Source organism: uncultured Bradyrhizobium sp., from assembly GCF_936943645.1.
In the GTDB taxonomy this organism is placed as follows: Bacteria; Pseudomonadota; Alphaproteobacteria; order Rhizobiales; family Xanthobacteraceae; genus Bradyrhizobium.
The window spans coordinates 61112-76460 of sequence record NZ_CAKZJO010000057.1 but is presented as its reverse complement, the minus strand read 5'-3'; the positions used below and the strand labels follow the sequence as shown (position 1 = coordinate 76460).

12 protein-coding genes are annotated in these 15349 nt (G+C 66.0%); 7 read left to right on the top strand and 5 right to left on the bottom strand.

From position 1 onward, the window contains the following. Window positions 1-44: 44 nt before the first annotated feature. A complete protein-coding gene (locus Q0743_RS16700) occupies window positions 45-2417 on the bottom strand; it encodes a xanthine dehydrogenase family protein molybdopterin-binding subunit (RefSeq protein WP_298242607.1) in 2373 nt (790 codons plus the stop codon). A gap of 209 nt (window positions 2418-2626) precedes the next feature. Between Q0743_RS16700 and Q0743_RS16695 the strand changes: the two genes are divergently transcribed. The 4 genes from Q0743_RS16695 (at window position 2627) to Q0743_RS16680 (ending at window position 8011) form a co-directional block, all read left to right on the top strand. Next, a complete protein-coding gene (locus Q0743_RS16695) occupies window positions 2627-3697 on the top strand; it encodes a Ppx/GppA phosphatase family protein (RefSeq protein WP_298242606.1) in 1071 nt (356 codons plus the stop codon). Window position 3698: 1 nt separating this feature from the next. Then, window positions 3699-4379: an RlmE family RNA methyltransferase gene (locus Q0743_RS16690; RefSeq protein ID WP_298242605.1), complete on the top strand. Its 681-nt coding sequence runs from the start codon at window positions 3699-3701 to the stop codon at window positions 4377-4379. A gap of 404 nt (window positions 4380-4783) precedes the next feature. Continuing rightward, window positions 4784-7276 (top strand): sensor histidine kinase, encoded by a 2493-nt coding sequence (locus tag Q0743_RS16685; protein ID WP_298242604.1) that lies wholly within the window; start codon window positions 4784-4786, stop codon window positions 7274-7276. A gap of 45 nt (window positions 7277-7321) precedes the next feature. Then, a complete protein-coding gene (locus tag Q0743_RS16680; protein WP_298242603.1) occupies window positions 7322-8011 on the top strand; it encodes a response regulator transcription factor in 690 nt (229 codons plus the stop codon). Window positions 8012-8033: 22 nt separating this feature from the next. On the opposite strand, the gene Q0743_RS16675 is transcribed toward Q0743_RS16680, so the two are convergent. Further along, a complete protein-coding gene (locus Q0743_RS16675) occupies window positions 8034-9524 on the bottom strand; it encodes a DHA2 family efflux MFS transporter permease subunit (protein ID WP_298242602.1) in 1491 nt (496 codons plus the stop codon). Between the two features lie 378 nt (window positions 9525-9902). On the opposite strand from Q0743_RS16675, the gene guaB reads away from it, so the two are divergent. Continuing rightward, the gene (gene guaB, locus Q0743_RS16670; protein ID WP_298242601.1) at window positions 9903-11396 is read left to right on the top strand and encodes an IMP dehydrogenase; all 1494 of its coding nucleotides are present in this window, start codon (window positions 9903-9905) and stop codon (window positions 11394-11396) included. Here guaB and Q0743_RS16665 read toward each other — a convergent pair. Then, window positions 11393-11860: a hypothetical protein gene (locus Q0743_RS16665; RefSeq protein WP_298242600.1), complete on the bottom strand. Its 468-nt coding sequence runs from the start codon at window positions 11858-11860 to the stop codon at window positions 11393-11395. The two genes, guaB and Q0743_RS16665, sit on opposite strands and share 4 nt — an antisense overlap. Before the next feature lie 326 nt (window positions 11861-12186). Between Q0743_RS16665 and Q0743_RS16660 the strand changes: the two genes are divergently transcribed. After that, the gene (locus Q0743_RS16660; protein WP_298242599.1) at window positions 12187-13224 is read left to right on the top strand and encodes an NADP-dependent oxidoreductase; all 1038 of its coding nucleotides are present in this window, start codon (window positions 12187-12189) and stop codon (window positions 13222-13224) included. Window positions 13225-13395: 171 nt separating this feature from the next. Continuing rightward, on the top strand, window positions 13396-13695 hold the full coding sequence (locus tag Q0743_RS16655) for a hypothetical protein (RefSeq protein ID WP_298242598.1): 300 nt from the start codon (window positions 13396-13398) through the stop codon (window positions 13693-13695). Between the two features lie 76 nt (window positions 13696-13771). Here the strand turns inward: Q0743_RS16655 and Q0743_RS16650 are convergent, their stop codons facing one another. Both Q0743_RS16650 and Q0743_RS16645 read right to left on the bottom strand, forming a co-directional pair. After that, complete coding sequence (locus tag Q0743_RS16650; protein ID WP_298242597.1) at window positions 13772-14614, bottom strand: metallophosphoesterase; 843 nt, start codon at window positions 14612-14614, stop codon at window positions 13772-13774. 69 nt (window positions 14615-14683) lie between these two features. Beyond that, window positions 14684-15298, bottom strand: coding sequence for an acriflavin resistance protein (locus tag Q0743_RS16645; protein WP_298242596.1), 615 nt, complete (start codon window positions 15296-15298; stop codon window positions 14684-14686). Window positions 15299-15349: the final 51 nt, after the last annotated feature.

The window sequence follows — 15349 nt, the reverse complement described above, 5'->3', positions numbered from 1 at the left end:
CCGGCTTCGACCTCTCCCCGCAAGCGGGGAGAGGTGAACCACAACTACGCCGCCTTTGCCTTCGCGTCCTGGATCGCGCGCCACACGCGCTCCGGGGTCAGCGGCATGTCGATCTGCTTGATGCCGTAGTCGGAGAGCGCGTCGAGCACGGCATTCACCACCGTCGACAGGCTGCCGGCGCAGCCGGCTTCGCCGCAGCCCTTGCTGCCGAGCGGGTTGGTGGTGGCGGGTACCGGGTGATCGCCGATCGTCATGTTGGGAACGTCCTCGGCGCGGGGCAGGGCGTAGTCCATCAGCGAGCCCGTGATCGGCTGGCCGCTCTCGTCGTAGCGGATGTGCTCCATCAGCGCCTGGCCGATGCCCTGCACGACGCCGCCATGGAGCTGGCCCGCGACCAGCAGCGGGTTGATCACCGTGCCGAAATCGTTGACCGCGCTGTAGCGCACGATCTGCACCACGCCGGTCTCGGGGTCGATCTCGACCTCGGCGACGTGGCAGCCGTTGGGGAATGCCGAGGCGACGGGATCGCTGGTGTGGTCGACGTCGAGACTGTCAGGCACGCCGTCCGGCACCTTGCCGTCATGCAGCTTTTTAGCGAGCTCCATGATGCCGATGCTGCGGTCGGTGCCGGCGATGGTGAAGCTGCCGCCCTCGAATTCGATGTCGGCTTCGGACGCTTCGAGCATGTGCGCCGCGGCGCGCTTGCCCTTCTCGATGACGAGCTTGGCCGCGCCCACGATGGCCTGGCCGCTCGCGGTGATCGAGCGCGAGCCGCCGGTGCCGTTGCCGGTGTGGACGATGTCGCTGTCGCCCTGAACGAGCTTGATGCTGTCGAAGGGAATGCCGAGCTGCGCGCTCAGCACCTGTGCGAACGGCGTGGCGTGGCCCTGGCCGTAATCGAGCGTGCCGGTGATGAGCTGCACGGTGCCATCCGCGTCGAACACGAGCTTGCCGAGCTCGGGGCTCGGCGGCGCGGTGACCTCGAGATAGGAGCCGACCGCGATGCCGCGCAGCTTGCCGGCCTTCCTGCTCTCCTTCTTGCGCTTGGCGAAATTCTCGTGATCGGAGATTTCGAGCGCCTTGTTGAACACGGCCTGGAAGTCGCCGCTGTCATAGGTGACGCCGGAGGACGCCGCGAACGGGATCTGGTTCGGCTTGATGAAGTTGCGCTTGCGCAAGGTCAGCCGGTTGATGCCCATCTCGTCGGCGGCGCGGTCGATCAAGCGTTCCATGTAATAGTTCGCTTCGGGCCGGCCGGCGCCGCGATAGGCGCCCATCAGCGTGGTGTTGGTCAGCACCACCTTGATGTCGACGCCCATCAGGGGCGTGCGGTAGACGCTGGAAAAGTTCTTGCCGGTGTTGAGCGAGAGCGGGCCGGGCGCGACGCCGGTGATGTAGGCGCCGAGATTGCCGTAGCCTTCGAGCTTGGCCGCGAGGAAATGACCCTCGGCATCGAGCGCGAGCTCGGCATGGATCTTCTGCGCACGGCCGTGGCTGTCGGAGAGGAAGCTGGTGGAGCGCTCGTCGAGCCACTTCACCGGCTTGCTCAATTCCTTCGCCGCGTACAGGATGCACATGTACTCGGGATAGTTGATGTTCTTCATGCCGAAGGAGCCGCCGACATTGGCGGTGAGGATGCGCACCTTCTCGTTCGGCACCTTCAGGTTCTTGGCGAGGTTGGCGCGATTGCCGGCGACGCCCTGGGTCGGGACCTGAAGCGTGTAACGCTCGGTCTTCTTGTCGTAGGAGGCGAGACCCACGCGCGGCTCCATCGAGACCACGGCGACACGGGTGTTCTCGATGTCGATCTTGGTGACATGCGCGGCGCTGGCAAAGGCCGCGTTGACCTTGTCCATGTCGCCATAATGGTAGTCGAGCGCGACATTGTTCGGGATGTGGTCGTAGAGCTGCGGCGCGCCGGGCCTGGACGCTTCCTCGGGATCCGTCACCGCAGGCAGCGGCTCGACGTCGAGCTCGACCGCCTCGGCGGCGTCGCGGGCTTGCGCCAGCGTCTCCGCCACCACGAAGGCGACGGGATCGCCGACGAAGCGGACCTTGTCGGTCGCCAGCGGCTGGCGGTTGGTCTGCAGCAGGGGCGAGCCGTCGCGGCTCTTCAGCGGCAGGCCGCAGGTGAAGGGGCCGTAGCCGGCGGCATCGAGATCCTTGCCGGTCCACACGCCGAGCACGCCCGGCATCGCCTTGGCGGCATCGATCCCGATGCCGCGGATGGTGCCATGGGCGTGGGTGGAACGGACGACCACGGCATAGGCCTGGCCGGGCAGGTTGAAATCGTCGGTATAGCGGCCCTTGCCGCGCACCAGCGTGTCGTCCTCCTTGCGGCGGACGGGCTGCCCGACACCATATTTTTGCAGTGCAATAGCGTTTTCGAGCGTGGACGATTTGGTGTGTTCTTGCATGGAATTGACCTGAAAAGCCGGCATTTGCGCATTTTCGCGGCAGCGGGGCACCGGACTCTACTGAGATAACCCACCGCCCCGTTCACGACAACGCACGAATGGGCATGGTCCCATGTGATGCGTTGTTGCGCATACCCGCCGCGCTGCTAATGTTTCAGGCGAAAAAGCAATTCCAGACCGGCCCGACCGGCCGCGGAAAGACAGTTTGTATGAATGACCACACGCGGCTCCGCGACGGCCATGCGCCGCACGGTGAGCTGGAGGGGTCGATGGCGGCGGTGGCGTTGGCCACCGATCCCGCTATCCCCGCGCAAGCGGGAACCGGCGTCTATGCGGCGCTGGACCTCGGCACCAACAATTGCAGGCTGCTGATTGCCTGTCCGACCCAGGACGGCTTTCGCGTCGTCGATTCCTTCTCGCGCATCATCCGGCTCGGGGAGGGCGTTTCCGCGACCGGCTCGATCAGCGAAGCCGCGATCGATCGCGCCATCGCCGCGCTCAGCATCTGCCGCGACAAGATCAATCTGCGCAAGGCGCGCCGGCTGCGGCTGATCGCAACCGAAGCCTGCCGCGCGGCCTCGAATGCGGAAGGCTTCCGCAGCCGCGTCGCGGCCGAGACCGGCATCGAGCTCGAGGTGATCGACCGCGAGACCGAAGCCGCGCTCGCCGTGGTCGGCTGCTCGCCGCTGGTCGATCCCAGGGGACGCGGCGCGATCCTGTTCGACATCGGCGGCGGCTCGACCGAGCTGGTGCGGATCGAGCGCGACGCTCAGAATCCGGAGCCGCGCATCAAGGCCTGGATGTCGATCCCCTATGGCGTGGTCACGCTCGCCGAGCAGTTCGGCGGCCGCGATGTGACGCCGGAGATCTACGCTGCGATGGAGCAGGAGGTCGCGAACCATGTCGCGCCGTTCGCCGAAGAGCATGGCGGCGAACTCGCCGACATGCACCTGCTCGGCACATCGGGCACGGTGACGACGCTCGCCGGCATCCATCTCAATCTCGCGCGCTACGACCGCCGCCGCATCGACAGCATCTGGATGAACGATTCCGACATCACCGCGACCATCAACAAGCTGCTGGGCATGAGCTACGAGGAGCGCGCGAGCAACAGCTGCATCAGCGTCGAGCGTGCCGATCTCGTGCTCGCCGGCTGTGCCATCCTCGACGCCATCCGCCGCGCCTTTCCGCTGCCGCGCCTGCGCGTCGCCGACCGGGGCCTGCGCGAGGGCATGCTGGTCGAGATGATGCGCGAGGACGGCGCGCTCAGGAGCTGGTGAGATGGCGAAAGACACCACCGGCCGCTTGCACGTCCAGGTCAAGACCGGCGGCAAGCGCAAATTGTCGTCGAAGCTCTGGCTCGAGCGCCAGCTCAACGATCCCTATGTCGCCAAGGCCAAGGCCGCGGGCTATCGCTCGCGCGCTGCGTTCAAGCTGCTGGAGATCGACGACAAGTTCCGGCTGTTGAAATCAGGCATGGCCGTGGTCGATCTGGGCGCCGCGCCCGGCGGCTGGAGCCAGATCGCCGCCAAGCGCGTCGGCTCGACCGAAGGCAAGGGCAAGGTCGTCGCGATCGACCTCTTGGAGATGCCCGAGATTCCCGGCGTCGATTTCGCTCAGCTCGACTTCATGGACAATGACGCGCCCGAAAAGCTCACAACGATGCTCGGCGGCGGCGCCGATGTCGTGATGTCCGACATGGCCGCCAACACCACCGGCCACCGCAAGACCGACCAGCTTCGCATTGTCGGCCTGGTCGAGACCGCCGCCGCCTTTGCCTGCGACGTGCTCAAGCCCGGCGGCACCTTCCTGGCAAAGACCTTCCAGAGCGGGGCCGACGCCGATCTGCTCGCCCAGCTCAAGCGCGACTTCGCCACCGTGCGCCACGTCAAGCCGGCCGCGAGCCGGCAGGATTCCTCCGAACGCTACGTGCTGGCGACGGGGTTTCGCGGCGGGACGTAGGCGCGGGGCTGATCGCACAACTGCGGGATCGGCAACTCTCCCGGGACGAATCGTTCCGCGGACGCGCGCGCCTGGATGATCAAAGCGGCGGCGTGAACCATCAGAAATGCGGCGGCGACGGCCAGGAGCCAACGCGTTTCGGGCTACAGCACGACCGATGGGCTTTGTGCGAGCCGACCTGCTTGCGACTGCGTTAGGCGAAGCAGGAAGAAGCGCCACCGACGTTGTTGACTGGACCGAGGAAGACGTCGCGCGAGCCTGTTAGCCAAGTGAATCCGATCTCAACATCAACCGCCGTTGATCACGGGCGCGGTGCGAGGGGCGCGCCGGAATTGTCGCTGGACGAGAGCGAGTCGCTCCTGCAAAGGATGCGCGTGGTTGATGGGCGAAGAGATGGGGCCGGAATGCCGGCGGTAGAATTCGACCTTCGCGGGGTCATAGGGCCGAGCGGCGAATTTCGCGACGGCAAGATGGAGGAGGCGTTCTCCGCGAGCGTCTGGCAGTCGGCGCGCGCGATGGCGCTGCTCTGCATCCTCGCCGAGACGGCCGCGAGCCTGTCGTTCGCGCCGCTGGATGTCCTGATGCTGACCGGCCCGCGGCTGGCATTCTTCACCGAGATCCGGATCCTGATCGCGCTCGCGGCGCTTGCCGCTGTGCTCGCCATGCTGCGGACGACGCGATACGCCCGCATCGTCGCGATCACCTATGTGCACCAGATTGCGTTCTTTTCGCTCAATGCGCTCGTGTTCGACCAGCCGAGCCTGACCCGTCACGGCGGATTGCTGCTGCCGTTGATCGCCATCGCGCTCAACCTCTGTGTCCCCGGGCGCTTCCGCTGGGTCACTCTGTTGAGCGCTTACGCGCCCACGGTCAGCCTGTTGTTCTGGGCGGTGCTCAGACCCGACCCGGAAAGCCCGCTCGACCTGACGATCATCGGGCTGGTCATACTGGTCGGCTACGTCGTCGGTGCGATGGCGCGCACCCAGTTCAACCGTCTCAGGCGCGAGGAATATCTGCGCATTGCGCGCGAGCAGCAGATCAACCTCGATTTGCGCGAAGCCAAGGACGCGGCGGAGGCGGCAGCAAGCGTCAAGGCCGACTTCCTGGCCGTCATGAGCCACGAGATTCGCACGCCCATGAACGGAATCCTCGGCATGGCGAAGCTGGCGCTGGATGATCCATTGCCGCCGTCCCAGCGCCGGCGGGTCTCGACCATTCGTTCCTCGGCGCAGGGACTGCTCAAGATCCTCGACGACATCCTCGATATTTCGAAGCTCGAACGACAGGCCGATGTTTACGAGCGTGCGCCGTTCGATGTCAGGCAAGGGCTGCGCGAGATCGTCAACCTGATGTCGCCGCGCGCGCACGAGAAGGGGCTGACGCTGCAGCTCGCGATTTCGCCGGCGGTGCCGCGCTGGGTGCTCGGCGATCAGTCGCGGTTGCGGCAGATTCTCTTCAACCTGATCGGCAACGCCCTGAAATTCACCAGCCGGGGCGGCGTCACGGTCGAGGTCTCCGCGGTGCGCGTGCAGGACGAGGCGGTTGTGGTCTTTTGCGTCGAGGACACCGGTATCGGCATTCCGCCGGAGCAACAGGCCCGGCTCTTTCAATCCTTCGCGCAGGGCGATGCCTCGATCCGCCGGCGCTTTGGCGGCACGGGCCTTGGCCTTGCGATCTGCAAGCGGCTCGTCGAGGGCATGAAGGGGCAGATCGAAGCCGAGAGCACACCGGGGCTCGGCAGCCGCTTCCGCTTCTCGTTGCCGCTGCCGGCGGCCGAGGGGCCGGCCATGCGCGATCCCGCGGACGAGGTGCCTGCGCCAGCGAGGCCCTTGAACCTGTTGCTGGTCGAGGACCTCCAGATCAATGCGGCCGTCGCGCGCGGCATGCTGGAGCGGGCGGGTCACAGGACCGCGCTGGTCAAGTCGGGCGAGCAGGCGATCGAGCTGGTCCGCAGCGCGCGCTTCGACGCCGTGCTGATGGACGTGCAGATGCCCGACGTCGACGGGCTGGAGGCCACGCGGCGCATTCGCGCGCTGGCCTCGCCACAAAGCGAGGTCCCCATTGTGGCTTTGACCGCCAACGTCATGGTGGAGGATGTCGAGGCCTGTCGCGCGGCGGGGATGGATGGGCATCTGGCCAAGCCGATCGACGTTGCGGCCCTGCATCGTACGATCGAGACCGCGCTGGCGAGCCGGCGCTGGTCTGTTGCCGGGCCCGGCGCGCCGCTCAATGCGGGCGGAGATGTCCTCGTGGTGGGGGACGGGCGCAAGGCAACCCACGATCCGCTTCGGCGTCTCGGCTTTCGCGTCTTTCCGGCCGGCTCGTTCGAGGCCGCCGGTGCGATGCTGGCGGCGCGCGAATTCGCAGCGATCGTCGCGGTCGCCCCGCCGCCCGGATTCGTGCCGGGCTTGCGTTCGCGTGCCCCGGATCATGGCAAGCGCATCTTCATCATCGCGGCGTCCGCGCCGGAGGAAAGCGCCCGGATGCTGGAGGAAGGCGCCGATCTCGTGCTTGCGGCGACGCTGTCTGCGGAGGAGGTCATCTGGAAAATCGAGGCGTTCCTCGCCGCGGAAGCACCCGACAGCGCATTCACGCTCGAAGAGGTGTTCGGGCGGGATCGCATCGACGAATTCCAGGGGCTGTTTGCCGACAGCCTGCTGGAGCTGGACCGCGCCCTGGCGCGAAGCGATCTGACGCCGAAGGAGCTGGTAGGCATCGCTCACCGCATCAAGGGCAGCGCGGCCAATCTGCGCATGCCCGAACTTGCCGCGAGCGCCGATGACGCGATGATCGCCGCAAGGACGGTGTTGGCGGGGCTTCGCGACCGGGACGAAGCCGTCAACGCGCTCCGCCGGCAGATCGGTCTCGTTTTGAGGGAGCAGGGCGCTGTCGGATGAGGCGCCGCGGCGGACGTAGCCGTCAGAGGTGAGTTCGGAAAGCCGATGTCGACCAGTGTGCTCGTTGTTGAGGATGCGCCGGAAATCCGGCTGATGCTGACCTCGTTCCTGAAGGAACAGGGCATGGCCGCGCATGGCGTTGCGACCGGCGCCGAGCTGCGCGCCGCCTTGCCCACGTTCCGGCCGGACATCGTCCTGCTCGATATCAACCTTCCGGACGCGGACGGCATCGTGCTGGCGCGCGAGCTGCGGCTCGGCGAACAATGCGGCCTGATCTTCGTCACCAGCCGCGACTCCGAAGACGACATGCTGTCCGGGCTCGATGCCGGCGGAGACGATTACGTCTCCAAGCCGATCAACCTGCGCACGCTGCTGGCCCGCATCCGCAGCGTGCTGCGGCGAACGACGGAGTCGATCATCACTTTCGACGGCTGGATCCTCGATCCGGTCCGGCGCGAGCTGTTCCGCCCCGACGGCAGCATGGTGCAGTTGACCGCGGGGGAGTTCAACATCCTCGTGGCGCTGGCCTCGCACATGACGCAGCCGCTCAGTCGCGACTTCCTGCTCGACGTCATCTCGAACCGCGATCCCAGGGAGATCAGCGAGCACACGGTCGACAATCTGATCGTGCGGCTGCGCCGGAAGATGCAGCTTGGCAGTGTCGCAGCGCCGATCGCGACCGTGCGCGGGGTCGGCTACGCCCTGGTTCCGCTGCAGCCGGCGACCCGGTCCTGAGACGCCTGGGCCGCCGCAGCTTCTAGCCAAGCCGCTGATCCCGCACGTCCTGCGTATCCTCGGATGCCGCCTTGACGCCGGCCTTGGCCGCGCCCTTGCCGGCGCCTTTGCGGCTCGCGATCTCGACCGCCTGGCGGCCGGAGATCTCGTGGCCGGCATCCGCAGGCATCTGCCAGAAGAACCAGCTCGACGCCGCCGAGGTCAGCGCGACCACGAGGAAGGCCGGTGCGAACACGGTCGCGTCGATCTCGGTGACATGGTGGAACCACATCGTCGTCTCCACGCAGGCGGCGCCGACGGCGACGCCCGCGGAGACCGCAAGCTGCTGGTTGACGCTGACGAGGGTGGTGGCACGGCTCATCTGCGCAGTCTCGACGTCGGCATAGGCGACTGTGTTGATCGCGGTGAACTCCAGCGAACGGAAGAAGCCGCCGACCACCAGGATCACCATGATGATGAGCAGGGGTGTCGTCACCGTGAACAGTGCGCACACCGCGAGGAAGAACGCGCTGACGATCGCATTCACCGTCATCAGGTTGCGGAAGCCGAAGGTGCGGATGAGGCGTGCCGCCAGCGTCTTCATGCCCATGGCCCCGAGCGAGGAGGCAAAGGTGACGAGGCCGGAATGGAACGGCGACAGGCCGAAGCCGATCTGCATCAGGAGCGGTAGCAGGAACGGCAGCGCGCCGATGCCGAGCCGGAACAGGAAGCCGCCGAACACGGCTGCCCGCAGCGTCGGCAGCTTCAGCAGCGAGAAATCGAGCACCGGCGAGCCGGTACGCCGGGCGTGCATGACGTAGAGCGTCATCGAGATCGCGCCGCCGGCGATCAGGGCCGCGACGGTGCTCCACGGCAGCAGGTTCAGCCCGGCAACCGACAGGCCGAAGGCGATGCCTGCGAGCCCGATGCCGGCGAGCACCATGCCGTAGAGATCGAACGGCTCGCGCTCCTCGCTCTTGATCGGGTCGATGAACTTCAGCGCCATGAAGATGCCGAGCAGCCCGATCGGGATGTTGATCAGGAAGATCCAGTGCCATGATGCATAGGTCGTGATGAAGCCGCCGAGCGGCGGCCCGATCACCGGACCGATCAGGGCAGGGACCGTCACCCATGCCATGGCGTTGACCAGCGCGCTCTTGTCCACCGAGCGCAGCAGCACGAGACGCCCGACCGGCGTCATCATCGCCCCGCCCATACCTTGCAGGATGCGCGCGAACACGAAATCGGTGACCGAGGACGACAGCGCGCAGCCGACCGAGCCGACCATGAACACCCCGACCGCGATCGCGAACACCATCCGCGCGCCGAACCGGTCGGCAGTCCAGCCGCTCGCCGGGATGAATACCGCGAGCGACAGAAGATAGGATGTGATCGCAAGCTTCAGCGTCAGCGGACTGGTGCCGATGTCGGCCGCGATCGCCGGCAGCGAGGTGGCGATGACGGTCGAGTCCATGTTCTCCATGAAGAGAGCAGTGGCGACGATCAGCGGAATGATGCGTTGCTTGTCGACCATGACGGATTGGTAAGGGAAATCGGAAGGAAGGGGTGCTTGCGGCTTATCATCGCCGCCCGCCTGCGACCATTGCGGATCGACGCATAGCACCTAAATCCCGCGTAACAACGGTGTGACCCCCTCGGTCATTCCGGGCGCGCAGCTTGGCGCAGGCCGGAATGACGCTGGCCGGGGCCGCCGCTTGGCCGAAACCGCCCAAAAAAGCCTGTGCATGGCTGGCCAGCGGTCCGAATTGCTTTGATTCGTCACGCGGCCGTGCTATCGACCCGCGTCAACCCCACCGATGGGCTCCGATTCTCAAGGCGATGCCGCAAGGTACGCCGAGGGCGGCGCTCATCCATTAGCATTTGCGGCAAGGCCGCAGGAAGGAGTTGGCAAATGGCCACGGTGCAACTTCAGGGCATCCGCGAAGCCTTTACGTTCGACGACGTGCTGCTGAAGCCGGGCCTGTCGGACGTCATGCCGGGCGAGGTCGACATCCGCTCCCGCGTCACCCGCGCCATCCCGCTCAACATCCCGATCATGGCCTCGGCCATGGACACCGTCACCGAAGCCCGCATGGCGATTGCCATGGCGCAGGCCGGCGGCCTCGGCGTCATCCACCGCAATTTCGATCCCGAAGGGCAGGCCGCCCAGGTACGGCAGGTCAAGCGCTACGAGTCGGGCATGGTGGTGAACCCGCTCACCATCAGCCCCGAGGCCACGCTCGATGATGCGCTCAAGCTGATGAGCGACCACGGCATCTCCGGCATTCCCGTCGTCACCGGCGCCGGCAAGAACACGCCCGGCAAGCTGGTCGGCATCCTCACCAACCGCGACGTGCGCTTTGCCACCGACCGCCGGCAAAAAGTCTCCGAGCTGATGACGCATGAAGGCCTCGTCACGGTGCGCGAGAATGTCAGCCAGGACGAAGCGCGGCGCATGCTGCACCAGCATCGCATCGAGAAGCTGCTGGTCGTCGACGAGCAATATCGCTGCGTCGGCCTGATCACCGTGAAGGACATGGAGAAGGCGGTCGCCCATCCGCTCGCCTGCAAGGATGCGCAGGGCCGCCTGCGCGTCGCTGCCGCCACCACGGTCGGCGACAACGGCTTCGAGCGGACCGAGCGGCTGATCGACGCCGGCGTCGACCTCGTCGTCGTCGACACCGCGCACGGCCATTCCCGCCACGTGCTGCATGCGGTGAACCGCATCAAGCGCCTCTCGAACTCGGTGCAGGTCGTCGCCGGCAACGTCGCCACCACCGAAGGCACGCAGGCGCTGATCGACGCGGGCGCCGACTGCATCAAGGTCGGCATCGGCCCGGGCTCGATCTGCACCACGCGCATCGTCGCCGGCGTCGGCGTTCCCCAGCTCACCGCGATCATGGACGCGGTGGAGGCGGCGAAGAAGGCCGACATTCCCGTCATCGCCGATGGCGGCATCAAGTTCTCCGGCGATCTTGCCAAAGCGCTCGCCGCCGGTGCCGACATCGCCATGGTCGGCTCGCTGCTCGCCGGGACCGACGAGACGCCGGGCGAAGTGTTCCTGTGGCAGGGCCGTTCCTACAAGGCCTATCGCGGCATGGGCTCGGTCGGCGCGATGGCGCGGGGATCGGCCGACCGCTACTTCCAGCAGGACATCAAGGACACGCTCAAGCTCGTGCCTGAAGGCATCGAGGGCCAGGTGCCCTACAAGGGCCCGGTCGGCAACGTCATGCATCAGCTTGCCGGCGGCTTGCGCGCCGCGATGGGCTATGTCGGCGCCAAGGACATGAATGAGCTGCACGACAAGGCCCAGTTCGTCCGCATCACCGGCGCGGGCTTGCGCGAAAGCCACGTCCACGACGTCACCATCACGCGCGAGAGCCCGAACTATCCGGGCGGGGGCTAGTCCGCCGACGCAAGTTCATGTGATGAGATCGGCGGAGCGGAGTGATCCTGCTCCGCCGCAGCCGGTTGCTTACTGCCCATCAATGACCAGATCAGCGCGACTGGCGTCGCCAGGATTGCCCAGAGCGCTTGGCAATCAAGGCTGACCCAGCTGTTGACGGATATGCCGGCGAGGCAGAGCAGGGACGTCGCGAAGGCAAGGAAATTCAGCAAGCAGACAAACAAGACACAGGGGTGGTTGAGAAAGAGCGCGATCCACGTTGGCAGGAAGAGGAGCACGAAACCTGCGAGATAGTGTGCCGCCTCACCAAAATTGGGAGATTCGTCCGCGAGCCACGCTGTGAGCACGGGACCGATCGCAAAGATCATGACCGGCAAGGACGCCAGAGCGGCCGTGATTTTCCATCCCACGTTCTTCGGGGCTGCGAGACCCATCTGCCCGATCTGCTGCCTCAGCGACGTCATTCCCTATCCGATTCTTGTTTTGCCTGCTGATCTCGTTGGCGAAGCCGCTGTGCAAGGCAGAGGCGAAGCGAAATCCCTGGTGCAGCCTAGACTGGTGGGCTCAGCGCGGCCCTAATCCGGTACTTAAAATTCTAGAGAAGGACGTCGACTTCCTTGATTGTGCGATCGGGGGCGCCGTTTTTCCTCTCGTGGTCCGGACGCAGCGCAGCGTCCCCGGGACACGAGAGCTGCGTGCGTCGCTGCGTTGATGCGCTCCACCGCTTTTGAGTTGACGCGCCGCGCTGCGTCCGCTTCGGTCCACGCCGAAATACAATTCGGAGGAAGCCATGTCCCAAAGCAATTCCCAGCAAGCCAAACGCATCGTTCTCGCTGCGCGCCCCGTCGGCGAGCCCAAGTCGTCCGATTTTCGCCTGGAGGAATTCGCGGTGCCGACGCCCGGCGCGGGCGAAGTGCTGCTGCGCACGATCTGGCTGTCGCTCGATCCCTATATGCGCGGGCGCATGAGCGATGGTCCGTCTTACGCTGCACCGGTGCCGGTCGGCGGCGTGATGGAAGGCGAGGCGGTGAGCGAGGTCGCGGCCTCCAACAATCCTGACTTTGCGGTCGGCGACATCGTCCGCATCCGCTCGGGCTGGCAGACGCATGCGATCTCGAACGGCAAGGGCCTGATCAAGGTCGATCCGAAACTCGGTCCGATCTCGACCTCCATCGGCGTGCTCGGCATGCCCGGCATGACCGCCTATACGGGCCTGCTCGACATCGGCAAGCCGCAAGCGGGCGAGACCGTCGTCGTCGCCGGCGCCTCCGGCGCGGTCGGCTCGGCGGTGGGGCAGATCGCCAGGATCAAGGGGGCGCGCGCGGTCGGCATCGCCGGCGGCAAGGACAAGTGCGAGTACGTGGTGAAGGAGCTCGGCTTCGATGCCTGCATCGATCACCGTGACCCCGATCTCGCGGCGAAGCTGAAGGACGCCTGCCCCAAGGGCATCGACGTCTATTTCGAGAATGTCGGCGGCGCCGTGTTCGAGGCCGTGTTTCCGCTGCTCAATCCGTTTGCGCGTGTGCCGGTCTGTGGCCTGATCGCGCATTACAACGACACCGAGGCCAAGCCGCCGAAATGGGCTGCCAGCATGATGCGTGCGACCCTGACCAAGCGGCTGACCTTCCGCGGCTTCATCGTCTCCGACTTCGCCTCCCGCCACGGCGACTTCCTGCGCGACATGTCCGGCTGGGTCCGCGACGGCAAGGTCAAGTACAAGGAGTTCGTCACCGAGGGTCTGGAGAGCGCGCCCGGTGCCTTCATGGGTCTGTTGAAGGGCGCCAATTTCGGCAAGCAGCTGGTCCGGGTCGGGCCGGACAAGGCCTAGCGCGACAGGCGAGTGGGACTCTCGTGGCTTGAGAGCCACACGCCCGATTGGGATAGTTAAGAAAGAGTCACCAAATGGTCACACCTGCCCGCAAAACCCGCAGGTGTGACCGGCCGTTCATTGACGGGACCGCGAAGGCATTGAATCATCGGGCATATTTTAGGTGCTGCGATGTTAGAGATCAGTGTTTTCTGCGTAATCCTTCTGGCCGCCGGCTATTGGACGGCCATGTTCATCATGGGCCGCCATGACGACGTCATCCATGGCAGGTTCGTCCATGTCGACGATGAGGGCGGTTTGACCCGCCCCTCGATGCCGACACCGCCGCCGCCGTTCCCGAAGCGCCCGGTCAAGGCTGCGCTGCCTGTCAGGCAGCCGCCCGCCAATGATCTCGCGGCCAAGCCAGTGAACAGCGAGGCGCTGCAATCCTTGCTCGCGGCGATCCAGCAGGACCTCAAGAGCGTCGCCTGAGCGGCCGAGCGCGTCATAGCGTTTTCCAGCGAAGTGGGCACCGGTTCGCGGAAAGAAAACGCGTCAAAATGAGAAATTAATGCGCGCCGCCCATCTGGGCGAAGAGCTCCTCGATGTCGACATCGATCTGGCCCGCGGCCCTGACGTGGCGAACCTCGAAACCGTCGGGGCGGAAGCGATACTCGACCAGCCCGACCTCCTTGATCGCGATCCGGTCCTGGCGCTGATCGTTGATGACGAAGCCGGCCGACGGCGCCCAGACGTGGCGGGTGTGGTGATAAGTGAAGTCGCGCCGCTGGTGCACATGGCCGCTGGCGACGAGGCGCAGATCGACACGCGCAAACATCTCGATCAGCCGCGCCCGCGCCGGCTGCGGCACGTAGCGGATCGAGGTCTCCGGCGTCTCGGGGTCGTCGGGCAAATTGAGGAACAGCGGCTTGTGCACGAACAGCGCGACCGGCCTGCCGTTCACGCGCGCGATCTCGGACGCCAGCCACTCGAACTGCTCGGCCTCGAAGGCGAGCCCTGAGTTCATCACCAGCGAATTGAGGCCTATGAAGCGCCAGCCCGCGGCCTCGAACGACCAATGGTCTTCGCCGATGATGTCGCAGAATTGCCGGCGGTGCGCTTCGCTCACCGGCGGCTTCGGCGCCGGGCCAAGCGCGGTCGGATTGTCGCCGATGTCGTGATTGCCGGGGATGTAGCGGCACGCGACGGGCAGGGCATCGTGCAGGCCTTTTGCGAACACGACATCATCGCGGCCGGTCGGCCCGTCGAAGGCGACGTCGCCGCTGTTGACGACGAGATCGGGCCGCTCAGTGTCGACGCGCTCGCTGACCGCCTGGAAGTTGGCAATCAGACCGGGGAAGCGCCGGCCGAGATGGGTGTCGGAAATCTGCGTCAGGCGAAATTCGGGCATGCGATCAGCTTAGCCGCGCTCGCGCGTCGATACGATGACGGCCCGGGCCCGGATCGCAGCGAACAAAGTTTAAAGCACGCGATAGCGGATCGTGTAGCCGTCTTGCGGTGCGACCGCGCCCGTCATCGGCGAGGCGATGCGGTCGGCGAGATGCCAGGGGCCGAACTGCTCGGAGCGATGCGGCTCGGCCGGCAGGCGCAGGCGGAATTCGAACGTTCCCTTGCCGGGGAGGTTCACGACCAGCACGCGGTCGGCGGTGCGCTGGCTCAGCGCCACCGCGCCACGCAGGACCGAGCGTCCGTCACCGAGTTCCTGCACGCCGCCAACCAGCGCCAGGGTCTGGTTGCGGTCGGTGTGCAACTCGATCTGGGTGTCGGACACCGCCGCGAGCGTTTCCCGGGGCATGCGGATCTCGAACTCGATCGCCGGCTTGGATGGGTTGAGGCCGAGATAGGCCGCCGCAGCATGACGCATGTCGTAGGCGGCAAAGGCGAACAGCGCGAGCGCTGCGACCCCGGCGAGACCATGCCTGATGACGTCGCGCCAGGTCCGGTAGCTCAGGCGGAAGTAGACCGTCATCGCCAGCGCGACCGCAAGCGCCATTGCGATACCAGAGAGGGCCGACATCAGGATACCGATCTGGCCGTCGCCGGATTCGGTCAAAAGGCTCGACAGGGTGTTCATGACTGGCTCGCCGTGCGTCCCAAGGGACAAAATAGCTTTAACTATCGGCAG